This window comes from Actinopolymorpha cephalotaxi (assembly GCF_013408535.1).
Lineage (GTDB): Bacteria > Actinomycetota > Actinomycetes > Propionibacteriales > Actinopolymorphaceae > Actinopolymorpha > Actinopolymorpha cephalotaxi.
On sequence record NZ_JACBZA010000001.1, the window covers coordinates 5,475,051 to 5,487,626 of the forward strand.

The window sequence follows — 12,576 nt, forward strand, 5'->3', positions numbered from 1 at the left end:
GCCACGGTGGTCGTCGGACGTCGCCGCTCACGCCGAGAGGAACCCGGATGACCAGCCAGAACGCCGGCCCCGCCACGACCCGCCCGCGCAAGGCGGCCGGCACACTCGAGGTGCCGGGTGCTCATCTCTACTACGAGACCTGGGGTTTCGAGGGCTCCGGCAACCCGCTCCTGCTGTTGATCCCGGGCGGCCTCGGCGACGCCGGCTTCTACAGTTCCATCGGCCCGGCGCTCGCCGGCGACTACCGCGTCGTGACGTACGACCGACGTGGGAACTCCCGCAGCACCGTCGCCAGCCCACATCAACAGGCCCGGATCGGCGAGCAGATCGCAGACGCCCTCGCCCTCCTGGACCTCCTCGGCGGCACCGGCCAGGACGACCAGGACGACCAGGAACCCGCCCCGGCGTACGTCTTCGGCGGCAGCGGCGGCGCGATCATCGCCCTCGACCTCGCCACCCGCCATCCGCACCGCGTACGCACCCTCGTCGCGCACGAGCCGCCGGTCGTCACCGTGCTCCCCGACGCGTCAGCGCACCTGGCCCGCTTCGAGGAACTTCGCGCTCTTCATCGCACCGACGGCACCGAGCAGGCAATGGCCGCGTTCAACGCGGACCACGCGGGCAGTGAGCAGGACTTCGAGTACGACCCCGAGCTTCCGCCCGACCGCGACATCGTGCAGAGGTTCGCCGGCAACTTCGACATGTTCCTGGGCACGGAGATGCTGGCGTTCGTACGCTACGAGCCGGACGTCGCCGCGCTGCGAGCCGCAGCCAGAGCCGGCACGAGACTCGTCATCGGCGGCGGCGAGCGCAGCAGCGCCCACTACCCCTACCGCGCGGGTGCGGTGCTGGCCGAACGCCTCGGACGGGAGTACGCGGAGTTCGTGGAGTTCCCCGGCGACCACGCGGGCTACCTCGGCCGGCCCCGCGCGTTCGCCGAGAAGCTCCGGGCCGTGCTCGGCGCAGGCTGACCAGGGATCAACCAGGGATCGACCAGGATCAGGAAGAAGACTCCGACGGCGCGAGCAGCGCGACGATCTCCTCGTCCGACATCGCCGCACCCCGCGCGTACTCCGCGTCGTACGCCTCCGCGCCCAGCAGCGACCGGGCCTCCTCCGCCGTACGACCGGGGTCCGCGCCGCTGCGGTCGGGCCCGCCGCGCACGGCCTCGGCCACGCCCATCAGCGAAGCGGCCCGCAAAGTGTCGCCCGACCGGTACGCCACCGCGGCCAGCGCGTGCACGACCATCGCCCGCATCGGCCGGTCGTGCCCGTTCGCGGCGAAGCCCCGCGCGTCCCGCAGGACGTCCGCCGCCACCTCGACAGCGCCCGCCGCGGCCAGCACCAACCCCAGCCCGGCCATGATGACGATCCGCATCGGCAGCGGCGTGGGCCCGCGTCCGGCCAGGTCGGCGCGCGCGAGTTCGGCGTGCCGCCTCGCCTCGGCAAGGTCGCCGACTCGGATCGCGTACTCCGCCTCGCCCAGGCGTACCCACACCGCCAGCTCCGGCACCTGCCCGGCGTCCACCAGGGCACGGGCCCGGTCCAGGTCGGACCGCGCGCCGGCGAGGTCACCGGAGCGGGCACGGTCACCGGCGATCTGGGTGAGCGCGAGCGGCAGGTCGGCGTCGCTGCCGAGCTCCCGCAGCAGCGCGAGCGCCTCCTCCCGCGCGCTGATCGACCGGGCGTGCCCGCCGGCCCTCCCCCACAACCCGGCCAGGCTGCGCAACGCGGACGCCCGCCCCCACCTGTCGCCGAGCTCGGTGAACCGGTCCAGGGAGCTGAGCAGGTGCGCCTCGGCGGCATCGGTGTCGCCGGCGTTGTCCTCCATGTTGCCGAGGAACAGCTTCGCCATCGCCTGTCCCCACGGCCGCAGCGCGGGGAACACCGCCTCCAGCCGGCGTCGCCCGGCCTCGCCGTCGCCCTCGAACGTCAGCGCCATCGACTCCAGCAGGCCGAGCTCGGGGAACTCGTCGCGGATCCTCGACCCGGGCGCGTCGACGAGCGCGAGCGCCTCCCGCAGCGACCGCTTGCAGGCGTCGGGATCCCCGGCCGTGAGGTAGCCGAACCCGGCGAGCATCAGCAGCAGGGCACGCGGTCCGGGCGGTGCGTCCCCGGGTACGCCGAGCGCGGCGCGGGTCCAGTTCGATGCCGCCGCCCGGTGCCCCTCCAGGAACCAGAACCACGAGAACCCCGCGACCAGACGTACCGCCAGATCGGCGTTTCCGGAGTCCACGGCAGTACGCATCGCCGCGAGCACGTTGTCGTGCTCGGCCCGCAGCCGCGCCATCCACTCCACCTGCAGCCCGCCGCGCAGGTAGGGGACGCCCTCCTCGACCAGGCGGGCGAAGCACTGCGCGTGCGCGGCGTGCATCGCCTGGGACTCACCGGCTTCGGTGAGGCGTTCGAGTCCGTACGCCCGGACCGTCTCCAGCAGGCGGTACCGCACCTCACCCGTGCCGGTGTCTCCGAACCCACCGCGCGGCCGGTCGAGCACCGCGTCCACCAGCGACTTGTCCACCAGCGCGGCGAGTACGTCGAGCACCGCGTCCCGCGGCAGGTCGCCGCCGGCGGCAGCGGGGGCGTCACTGTCGCCGGCACAGTCGACGTCGTCGGCGCAGATCAGCTCGGCGAACTCCAGTGTCGCGCCGCCGTGGAACACCGCGAGCCGCCGCAGCAGGATCCGCTCCGGCTCATCCAGCAGGTCCCAGCTCCACTCCACCACCGCGCGCAGCGTCTGGTGCCGCGCCAGGACGGTACGCCGACCGGCCGTGAGCAGCCGGAACCGGTCGTCCAGCCGGGCGGCGATCTGGCCCACCGACAGCGACCGCAGCCGGGCGGCGGCCAGCTCGATCGCCAGCGGGATGCCGTCCAGCCGCCGGCAGATCTCCACCACCGAGCCCAGCGTGTCCGGCGTGACCTCGAACTCCGGGCGCACCGCCACCGCACGGTCGGCGAACAGCCTGACCGCGGGGTACGCCAACGCGGCCGCCACCTGGTCCGAGGTCGCGAGATCGGAGCTCACCGGATGCCCGAGGCCGTGCGCCGGGCCGTCCGGATTGGTCTCGGCCAGCTCGGGTTCGGGCGGGAGGCCGAGCGGCGGGATCGGATAGAGGCGCTCACCGGGCACGCCGAGCTGCTCCCGGCTGGTGGCCAGCACCCGCAGCCCCGGGCACGCGCCGAGCAGCCGGTCGGTCAGCGCGGCGGCGGCGTCCACCAGGTGCTCGCAGTTGTCCAGGATCAGCAGGATCTGCTTCGCGCGGAACGCCTCCACCAACACGGTCACCGGGTCGCGTACCGGCACCGTCTCCAGTTGGGCGCCGGTCAGCTGCGACGACGCCAGCAACGCCAGGTCGCGCACGCCGAGCGTGGACAGGACCGCCTGCGGCACCTCACCCGGCTCGGCGATCGCGGCGAGCTCGACGAACCACGTCTCCTCCGCAGGGCGGGGCGTGGTGCGGGCGGCGAGCTCGAGGGCCAGCCGGGTCTTGCCGGCGCCACCGGAGCCGACCACGGTGACCAGGCGTTCCTCGGTGAGCAGCTTGCCGAGGCTGCGCAGCTCGGCGTCGCGGCCGACGAAGCTGGTGAGGGGTACGCGCAGGTTGGTCCGCGACTGCTCGCCCCGCTCACCCACGTCGTGCGAGAGGTCCTCCGCGCCGGCGTCGGGGTCCGAGGCGGGTTCCTGCGCGCGGGCCGACCCGTTGGACCCGATCGCCGGCAGCAGCTTCGGGTCCTGCCGCAGCACGGCGAGGTGGAGGTCGGCGAGTTCGGCGCCCGGGTCCACGCCCAGCTCGTCGGCCAGCGCGCCCCGGACCCGTTCGTACGTCGCCAGCGCGTCGGCCTGGCGCCCCACCGCGTACAGCGCGCGCATCGCCTGCCCCTGCAGCCGCTCGCGCAGCGGGTGGGCGGCGGCGAGGCGTTCGAGCTCGGCGAGCGCGTCGGCGTGCCGGCCGCAGGCGAGGTCGGCCTCCAGCCGGTCCTCGGTGGCGGACAGCCGCAGCGCCGCCAGCCGGGCCGCGGCCGCCTCGGCGAACGGCGCGTCCACCGCGTCGGCCAGCGCGGGCCCGCGCCACAGATCCTCGGCAGTACGCAGAACCGCCGCGGCCTCGGCGTACTCCCCCGCCGCCAGCGCGGCCCGCCCCCTCGCGGCGAGGCGTTCGAACCGGTGCGCGTCCACGTGATCGGGAGCCACCGCCAGCCGGTAGCCCGCGGGGTGCGACTGGATCAGCGCCGCACCCGGACCGCCCGACGGCAGCGCGCGCCGGAGCCGGGACACCAGCGACTGGAGCGCGTTCAGCGCCCCGGACGGCGGCTCCTCACCCCAGAGCCCGTCGATCAGCGCCTCGACCGTGACGATCGCGCCCGGGTGCAGGGCGAGCCGGATCAGGAGTGCACGCAGCCGCGACCCGCCGATCTCGACCGGTCGCCCGTCGTCGTCCCGCAGCTCCAGCGGGCCCAACATCCGAACGTGCACGCACCAAGCCTTTCAGGTCCTGACCCCTACCCGACGCCCGTGGCTCCCGAGTGGTTGGTCGCAGAAGGAAACGGTAACTACTCTCATAACCTTGATCTCTCCCGGAAGGCAGGTCACGCACCGATGACAGACAACACCTACGACGTGATCGTCATCGGCGGCGGCGCGGTGGGCGAGGTTCTCGCCGAACGCGTCGTCAAACGAGGCCTGTCGGCCGCGATCGTCGAGTCCGAACTGCTCGGCGGGGAGTGCTCCTACTGGGCGTGCATGCCGAGCAAGGCGCTGCTGCGCAGCGGCGAGGCGCTCCGCGCGGCGAAGAACGTCAAGGGCGCCTCCTCGGCGGTGACCGGTGAGCTCGACGTGCCCGCGGTGTTCGAACGCCGTGACTCGTTCACCAAGAACTGGGACGACTCCAGTCAGCGGGAGTGGGCGGACGGCGCCGGGATCACCGTCCTGAAGGGCCGCGCCCGCCTCGACGGGCCCAAGCGGGTGGTCGTACGGCTGAACGACGGCGGCGACGGAGCCGGCGACAACGGCGGGGAGGAACGCACCCTGGAAGCCCGGCACGCCGTGGCCGCCTGCGTGGGATCGCTCCCCCGCATCCCCGACATCCCCGGCCTGCGCGAGATCCGCCCCTGGACCAGCCGGGACGCGACCAGCGCGCGCGAGGCGCCGCGCCGGCTCGCCGTCATCGGCGCCGGCCCGGTCGGCAGCGAGCTGGCCCAGGCGTGGAACGACCTCGGTTCCGAAGTGACGCTCCTGGTCTCCGGTGACCGGATGCTGCCCTCGCTGGAGCCGTTCGCCGGTGAGTACGTCGCGAAGGCGCACACCGAGGCCGGCATCGACATCCGTACCAACATCACCGTCCAGTCGGTCACCCGGCTGGCCGGCACCGGCGGCGGTGAGGGCGACGAGGGCCCGCTGAGCATCAAGACCGACCAGGGCGAGATCGTCGTCGACCAGATCCTCGCCGCCACCGGCCGCGCACCCTCCACCGGCGAGCTCGGCCTGGAGAGCATCGGGCTGGAGCCGGGCACCTGGCTCGACGTCGACGACAGCTGCCGGGTCAGCGGCGTCGAGGGCGGCTGGCTGTACTCCGCGGGCGACACCAACCACCGTGCGCTGTTCACCCACCAGGGCAAGTACCAGGCGAGGATCGCCGGCGACGCCATTGCCGCCCGGGCCAAGGGCGAGCACGCCGCGCCTGTCGCCTGGTCGCCGTACGCCGCGACCGCCGACCACGGCGCGGTGCCCGCGGTCGTGTTCACCGACCCGGAGGTGGCGACCGTCGGGCTGACCGAGCAGGCCGCGATCGACCAAGGGATCACGGTACGAGTCGCGGAGTACGACATCGGCAACGTCGCCGGCGCCTCGCTCTACGTCGACGGCTACTCAGGGCACGCGAAGCTGGTCGTCGACCAGGAGCGGCTGGTCCCGGTCGGGTTCACCGCCGTCGGCCCGGGCGCGGGCGACCTGCTGCACGCGGCCACGATCGCGATCGTCGGCGAGGTGCCGCTGGACCGGCTGTGGCACGCGGTCCCGGCGTACCCCACGGTCAGCGAGGTCTGGCTGCGACTGCTCGAGACGTACGGGATGTAGGGCGTGTCCTAGCTACTCGCCCGGCGGGGTGAAGTACCTGCCGCGCCGGTGCAGGAGCGGGTCGTTCTCCTCGCCGAGCTCGATGTGCTCCAGCTCGGCCTCGACGGCGAGCGCCCAGCCGATCGGCCGGGTGTCCAGCACCCGGCAGCCGGCCCAGGTCTGCGCCGAGACCGGCACCGGGCCCCAGTCGGTGTCGCGCCACTCGGTGAGCCGGAACGCCCCGCCCGGCGCGGGCATCACCCCCGCGAACGCGTCGGCCAGCGACCGGTGCTCCCAGCGCAGCACCGACAACGCGAACCTTCCCGACGCCTCGGCCACCGGCCACAGGTCGGAGTCCTCGTCGACCAGGCCGAGCACCTTGCCGGGTTCGCCGTCCGCGACGACCAGGCCGGACACCGGCAGTCCCGCGCGCCGCGAACCCAGTGCGGCCGTCCACAACGTGACCGGTGCGGCCAGCCGACCGCGGAGCCGGCGTACCGGGTTGCGTTCGTGTGGGGGCGGCAGGAACGGGTGCTCGGCGTGGATCTCGCCTCCGGTCTCGGACACGCCCCTCACTCTGCCCGGTCCGGCCGCGACATTTCACCCCGGGCGGCGTTCCACTTCGACACTTTTCGTTCCCAGCAGTGCGTAACCGGGTACTCACGTACGGCGTCCAAGCATTGACACGTAGCAGCGCGAACGCGTTCGCCGTGAGAAGATGGGTGCCTTCATTGACGACGGGGTACCGGGGTCTCAACAGGTGTGTGTACGCCTGCCCGCGGGCACGTCTGGGGGTAAAAGGGAGTGTGGTCGCCGTGAGTGTCCTCGACCATCAAATGCACCAGCTCTCCGCATCGGCGCGCAAGAGGCTGCAGCAGGACGAAATCGACCTCACCGCCCGGCGAGCAGAGCTCGTCGCCGAGCAGGGCAGCGAAACCGGTGGCGATCTCGTCGACCAGGCGTCCTTCGCGACGCAGCAGATCGAGATCGAGTCCATCGACCGACGGCTCAACCGCATCCACGACCTGCTGTCGGCAACGACCGTGGCAAGTGACGCGCCCGAGGACACGGTCGCGGTGGGATCCGTCGTCACGCTCCGCTTCGGCGACGGCAGCACCGAGACCTACCAGGTGGGACTGATCGAGGAACAGGCCGACGATGTGGTCGCGCTCACCCCGACCAGCCCGCTCGGCCGCGCGCTGATGGGTCACAAGGTGGGCGACAAGGTCACCTACGCCGCACCCGTCGGCGAGCTCAGCGTCGAGATCGTGCAGGTGGCCGGCAGCTGACGCAGCCGCCTGAGAAGCACCACCGGCACCCGCCGGTCGAGACCGTGACGGTCCTGACCGGCGGGTGCCGTCACGTTCGGGCTCGGCCGGTTCAGCCGGTTCAGCGGTAGCGGCGGCTCAGTCGTAGCGCCGGCTCAGTCGTAGCCCAGCTCGTGCAGCCGGGCGTCGTCTATCCCGAAGTGGTGTGCGATCTCGTGCACGACGGTGACGTGCACCTCGTCCACCACGTCGTCGTACGTCTCACAGATCCGCAGCGTCGGGCGCATGAAGATCGTGATCCGGTCCGGCAGCACCCCGCCGTAGGAGTGGTCCCGGTCGGTGAGCGGCGTCCCGTCGTACAGCCCGAGCAGGTCGTCCGGCTCCCCCGCCGGCGGCTCGTCCTCCACGAACACCGCCACGTTGTCCATCAGCGCGGCGAGCTCGGGCGGCACCTCGTCCAAGGCGATACCGACGAGTTCCTCGAACTGCTCCCGGGAGATCTCCAGCACGTACTCATTCGAGCACAACGAGGCGGTCCCGGCCGGGCGCTTGATCATGCTCGGGAAAACCGGATCAGGTGCGGCAACCTGGCCGCGGGGATCCCGGCTCCCCCGCCGCTGCGGACGACGGTGTGGGCGGCGTGGGGTACAACGGTGGGGATGCCTGACCAGCCCCAGCCTCCCGAATCCGATCTCGCCGCCCGTACGGACGCGCTCAGGCGCACGGTGACCACCGCCGTACGGGCGGTGGCGCAACTCCTCGTCCTGCTGGGGGCGTACCTCCGCAAGCCCGCCATGGTCGCCGGGGTGGTGCTGCTCGCCGGCGCCGGCGCGTGGTTCGGGATGGCGGTGCTGGGTACGACCAGCCGGCCGATCGGCCCGGTGGAGACGTCGATGCGGCTGGTGCCGTCCCTGCACGGCGAGTCGGTCCTGTCGCTCCCGCCCCTCGGGACGCTGACGATCAACAGCCACGACGGGCCGCTGCAACTCGACGTGACCGTGGACCGGATCAACCAGGACGCGGCCAAGCAGATCTTCGAGGACCCGACCCTCCTCGCCGGGCTGGAGGGCGAGGTGATCAACGACGTCCGCAGGGGTGTGTACGCGACGGCCGGGCGTGGCCTGGTCGCCGGGACCTTCTGCGCGATGCTGGTGACGCTGATCGCGGTCCGGCGGCCCCGCCCGACGCTGGTCGCAGGCGGGGCGGCAGCGGTGGCGATCGCGGGGATCTACTCCTTCGCCGGGCTCACCCTGCATCCGCGGGCGATCTCCGAGCCCCGCTACACCGGGCTGCTGACCGGCGCCCCGTCGCTGATCGGCGACGCGGAGGACCTGGCGCACAACTTCGACGCGTACTCCAAGGAGCTCGTGCGGCTGGTCACGAACGTCACCAAGCTGTACGACGTCACCGCCACGCTGCCGGCGTACCAGCCGGACTCCGGCGTCACCCGCGTCCTGCACGTGTCCGACCTGCACCTCGGCGAGCACGCCTGGGACGTGATCGCGTCCGTGGTCAAGCAGTACCGCGTCGACGTGATCGTGGACTCCGGCGACATCACCGACCACGGAACCGTCGCCGAGAACGTCTTCCTCAACCGCATCCCGTCGCTGAAGGTGCCCTACGTCTGGGTGCGCGGCAACCACGACTCGACAGTCACCGAGGACGCGATGAAGGCGCTGCCCAACGCCGTGGTGCTGGACGGCTCGGTACGCACGGTCAAGGGGATCACGTTCCTGGGCGCGGGTGATCCACGCTTCACCCCCGACCGCAGCAACCGGAACATCCCGGCCGAGACCGAGGCTGTCGTACGCCAGGCGATCGGGCTCGGGAGGGTCGCCGACAAGTACGACGTGTCGCACAAGGGCAAGCCGTCCGCGGAGGCCGGAGCGACTCCTGAGCCGACGCTCGGCGCGACTCCTGAAGCCACGCCCGGGGCCACACCTGGGGAGACGCCCTCGCCCGGTCAGACGGTCGGGCCGAACGGCGAGCCGATCCTCAACCCGCGGCCCGCGGTCGACGCGATCGTCTTCCACGACAGCGCGGGCGCCTCGAGCTTCGACGGCAAGGCGTCCCTGATCCTCACCGGGCACGCCCACAAGCGGCTGAACCTCACGCTGCCCAAGGGGAGCCTGATGATGCAGGAGGGGACGACGGGCGGCGCCGGGCTGCGGGCGCTGGAGAAGTCCACCCCCGCGCCGATCGAGATGTCGGTGCTGTATCTCGACAAGTCGACGCAGGAACTCGAGGCCTGGGACGAGATCACCCTCGGCGGCCTCGGGCTGACGTCCGCCCAGATCGAACGCCACCAGGTCAGGCCGGAGAAGGCGACCACGCCGAGCCCGGTGCCCACGCCGACCGGGCCGTACCCCGACTCGCCGCTGCCGACGCCGACGATCACCCGGTGGCCGACCGACGAGCCGACGGAGACGCCGGGCGAGACTCCGGCGGGATCGCCGCCCGCCTCTCCGTCGGACACCTCGTCGCCGGCCGGTGCGCCGGCCAGGCAGGGCCGGCCGAACCCGGGATGATCTGGCCGGGCGGCCCCTGATCTCTGCCCCCCCTTCGCCTACCCCGGATCCGCCACGGATCGGTCCTGATCGGACGAATCCGCAGGTCAGCGAGGGTGTCTTGTGCGGCTCGGACACTCGAGGGTGCCCGGTTTGGCCCGCCCGACGGCCTACCCATACACTTGTGCGGTCCCTGACGGCGGAGAGATCCGGCTGGACTTGCCCTCATCGTCTAGAGGCCTAGGACGCCGCCCTTTCAAGGCGGTAGCACGGGTTCGAATCCCGTTGGGGGCACGCGCGATGGGTGCGATAGCATTCAACGTCGCAAGGCAACAAAGCATGACGATGGCCCCGTAGCGCAGCTGGTTAGCGCGCCGCCCTGTCACGGCGGAGGCCGCGGGTTCGAGTCCCGTCGGGGTCGCTGGGTGATCGGCACAGCCGATCACCTTGTTGTATGGGCAGGTAGCTCAGTTGGTACGAGCGTCCGCCTGAAAAGCGGAAGGTCGGCGGTTCGACCCCGCCCCTGCCCACCACATTCTCCCAGGTCAGCGGCTTAGAGGCTCCCGGCAGATGCCTGTCGGGAGCCGCTGCAACTGAGACCACCAAGCCCGAAGACTGAGACCAACGGCGGCATCGTGCCTGGTCATCGATCTGTCAACAGCTGATTCTGAAGCGGAAGGTCGCCGCAGGGGCGTGGCGGTTGCGTCCAATGCGTCCGTGGAGCGCTCTCGACCTACGGCCATGTGCGTAGTGCCGCCATCGGGTTCTGATCCCACCAGGTGCGCGGCAGTGAGTGTCTCAGCGTCGACGGCGGCACCGGGCGGTGAACCTGCCAATCGTGCGCGGAAGCCGCTTCACCTGGTGCCGCAGTTCGAGGCGCTCCGCCCATCGTCCGCGAAGGCGGTGAAGGCCCCGTCAGTGAGCGCCCGTACTGCCTTGGGGGGCAATTCCCCGGCCGCGTGCGTGCGCCGCGGTCCAGTAGCCGACCTCGCCCGACGGAGAGCTGAGACCCGGGCGCTTGAGGACTAGGGCGTGTCTCCCGAATGTCGGCCTTCCGGGCTGCGATGGTTGACCGATGTCGCGTTCAGCCGTGCTGTCCGATGCCCAGTGGGAGCTGATCGAGCCCTTGATGCCGTCCTCGGACGGCAAGCGGGGCAACAGGTTTCGGGACCACCGCAGGATCGTCGAGGGTGTCGTGTACCGGTTCCGGACCGGCATCGCCTGGCGTGACCTGCCGGAGCGGTTCGGGCCGTGGCAGACGGTCTGGAAGCGGCATCGCCGGTTCTGCGGCGACGGCACTTGGGACCGGATCCACACCGCGCTGCTCGCGCACGCCGACGCGGCCGGTGACATCGACTGGTCGGTCAGCGTGGACTCGACGATCAACCGCGCGCACCAGCACGGCACCAACCTGACCAGGCCCGCCACTGGCACAGGGGGAACTGTCGAATCACACGAATCTGCGGATCGAGCCGGCTGACCACGCCATCGGCCGCTCCCGCGGAGGCCTGAGCACGAAGATTCACCACTTGTGCGACGGCAAGGGCCGCCCGCTCGTGCTGCTGCTCGGGCCCGGCCAGGCCAACGACTCGCCGATGTTCGCGAACCTGCTCAAGGCGATTCGCGTACCCAGGCAGGGTCGAGGGCGCCCGCGGACCCGACCCGACGCGGTCCTGGCGGACAAGGCGTACTCCTCCCGCGGCAACCGGGCGCTGCTGCGCTCCCGTGGCATCACCGCCGTGATCGCCGAACCGTCCGACCAGACAGGAAACCGCAAACGCAAGGGCTCCAAGGGTGGCCGACCACCGACGTTCGACGCCGAGGCGTACAAGGGGCGCAACGTCATCGAGCGTTCTTTCAACGTCCTGAAGCAGTGGCGAGGCTTGGCCACCAGGTACGACAAGCTCGCCCTGACCTACCGCGGCGGCGTCGTACTCGGCGCGATCATCACCTGGCTACGCGAACTGGGAGACACGCCCTAGGTGGCCCACTGGCCGTCAGCCGTCACCGGAGGTCTCGAGCTCCACGACGGCGAGCCCGAAGCGGTTCCTTGCTTCCCATCCGCTCTGCTGTTCCCGGACCCAGGCCACCGCCCCGAGCGCGACATGGACCCTCGAATTGGTCCAACGGCGCGGGGCGCCGTCCTAGAAGAGCCTGATCAGTCCGTCGACATCAGCCAGTTCCCGGGGTCGCAGTAGTAATGCCGGGGCTGTGAAGATCGTGATTGCCGGCAGCCTCATGGGATTACATCCGCGGCACTGCGTGGATGGCGCTGGGGATGTCCGAGGCGGCCTGGCGTCGAGCCGACTGGGTGCATCAGTGTTCCTTTCGGGTCGCGGTACCGGCCGGCGGGCGACGTCGCCGCCTGAGGGCGAGAACGACCGCGGTGGCTGCGCACCCCACCATCAGGAGTGTCAGCACAGCGAGCGTGGGGTTGACCCAACCGGAGACCAAGTCGTGTTCGGCGTTGCACGGGTGGCTCAGCGGGAACATGTCGCTGCGATGGGCGAGGGCGTAGTCGCCGTCGTAGATGTGGCCGGACAGCCCGCACTCCTCGGGCACGTCGAGCCCGCCGGCGAACGCACCTGCGAAATAGGTGAGGGCGGTCGGCGGCAGGAGCAACACGCCGGTGCCGGCGAACCATCCGGCAGGCTGTCGCCAGCCTCGCCGGACAAGCGCGATCACCCAGTGGACGGTGCCGAAGAGGTATGCCGTCAGGCCAATCAACATCGCCAGTACGAACGTCACCA

Annotated in this window: 8 protein-coding genes, 3 tRNA genes and 1 pseudogene; 8 read left to right on the top strand and 4 right to left on the bottom strand. The window is 71.5% G+C overall.

Annotation, left to right across the window (positions count from 1 at the left end):
* The first annotated feature begins 47 nt into the window (after positions 1 to 47).
* Positions 48 to 971: an alpha/beta fold hydrolase gene (locus FHR37_RS24315; protein WP_092889061.1), complete on the top strand. Its 924-nt coding sequence runs from the start codon at positions 48 to 50 to the stop codon at positions 969 to 971.
* A 28-nt stretch (positions 972 to 999) separates the two neighbouring features.
* Here FHR37_RS24315 and FHR37_RS24320 read toward each other — a convergent pair whose 3' ends face one another.
* Positions 1,000 to 4,473 (bottom strand): AfsR/SARP family transcriptional regulator, encoded by a 3,474-nt coding sequence (locus FHR37_RS24320; protein ID WP_139239189.1) that lies wholly within the window; start codon positions 4,471 to 4,473, stop codon positions 1,000 to 1,002.
* Positions 4,474 to 4,596: 123 nt separating this feature from the next.
* Here FHR37_RS24320 and FHR37_RS24325 point away from each other — a divergent pair, with 123 nt between their 5' ends.
* Positions 4,597 to 6,072: a dihydrolipoyl dehydrogenase family protein gene (locus FHR37_RS24325; protein ID WP_175542793.1), complete on the top strand. Its 1,476-nt coding sequence runs from the start codon at positions 4,597 to 4,599 to the stop codon at positions 6,070 to 6,072.
* A gap of 12 nt (positions 6,073 to 6,084) precedes the next feature.
* On the opposite strand, the gene FHR37_RS24330 is transcribed toward FHR37_RS24325, so the two are convergent.
* The gene (locus FHR37_RS24330) at positions 6,085 to 6,618 is read right to left on the bottom strand and encodes a flavin reductase family protein (RefSeq protein ID WP_237769083.1); all 534 of its coding nucleotides are present in this window, start codon (positions 6,616 to 6,618) and stop codon (positions 6,085 to 6,087) included.
* A gap of 197 nt (positions 6,619 to 6,815) precedes the next feature.
* Between FHR37_RS24330 and FHR37_RS24335 the strand changes: the two genes are divergently transcribed.
* Positions 6,816 to 7,340, top strand: coding sequence for a GreA/GreB family elongation factor (locus tag FHR37_RS24335; RefSeq protein WP_139239190.1), 525 nt, complete (start codon positions 6,816 to 6,818; stop codon positions 7,338 to 7,340).
* A gap of 134 nt (positions 7,341 to 7,474) precedes the next feature.
* On the opposite strand, the gene FHR37_RS24340 is transcribed toward FHR37_RS24335, so the two are convergent.
* Positions 7,475 to 7,876 (bottom strand): metallopeptidase family protein, encoded by a 402-nt coding sequence (locus FHR37_RS24340; protein ID WP_202884560.1) that lies wholly within the window; start codon positions 7,874 to 7,876, stop codon positions 7,475 to 7,477.
* Between the two features lie 102 nt (positions 7,877 to 7,978).
* Here FHR37_RS24340 and FHR37_RS24345 point away from each other — a divergent pair, with 102 nt between their 5' ends.
* The 5 genes and pseudogenes from FHR37_RS24345 (at position 7,979) to FHR37_RS24365 (ending at position 11,808) form a co-directional block, all read left to right on the top strand.
* The gene (locus FHR37_RS24345) at positions 7,979 to 9,847 is read left to right on the top strand and encodes a metallophosphoesterase family protein (RefSeq protein ID WP_092889074.1); all 1,869 of its coding nucleotides are present in this window, start codon (positions 7,979 to 7,981) and stop codon (positions 9,845 to 9,847) included.
* 200 nt (positions 9,848 to 10,047) lie between these two features.
* Positions 10,048 to 10,120, top strand: a tRNA-Glu gene (locus FHR37_RS24350).
* 53 nt (positions 10,121 to 10,173) lie between these two features.
* Positions 10,174 to 10,247, top strand: a tRNA-Asp gene (locus tag FHR37_RS24355).
* A 35-nt stretch (positions 10,248 to 10,282) separates the two neighbouring features.
* A tRNA-Phe gene (locus FHR37_RS24360) sits at positions 10,283 to 10,359 on the top strand.
* Between the two features lie 542 nt (positions 10,360 to 10,901).
* Positions 10,902 to 11,808, top strand: a pseudogene (locus tag FHR37_RS24365) (IS5 family transposase).
* A gap of 334 nt (positions 11,809 to 12,142) precedes the next feature.
* Here the strand turns inward: FHR37_RS24365 and FHR37_RS24370 are convergent.
* On the bottom strand, positions 12,143 to 12,574 hold the full coding sequence (locus FHR37_RS24370) for a hypothetical protein (protein WP_092885525.1): 432 nt from the start codon (positions 12,572 to 12,574) through the stop codon (positions 12,143 to 12,145).
* Positions 12,575 to 12,576 lie beyond the last annotated feature (2 nt).

Bases quoted from the DNA above. Each gene is read 5' to 3' on its own strand.
- FHR37_RS24345 (WP_092889074.1), top strand. From the start codon at position 7,979: ATGCCTGACCAGCCCCAGCCTCCCGAATCCGATCTCGCCGCCCGTACG.
- FHR37_RS24340 (WP_202884560.1), bottom strand. From the start codon at position 7,876: ATGATCAAGCGCCCGGCCGGGACCGCCTCGTTGTGCTCGAATGAGTAC.
- FHR37_RS24315 (WP_092889061.1), top strand. From the start codon at position 48: ATGACCAGCCAGAACGCCGGCCCCGCCACGACCCGCCCGCGCAAGGCG.
- FHR37_RS24325 (WP_175542793.1), top strand. From the start codon at position 4,597: ATGACAGACAACACCTACGACGTGATCGTCATCGGCGGCGGCGCGGTG.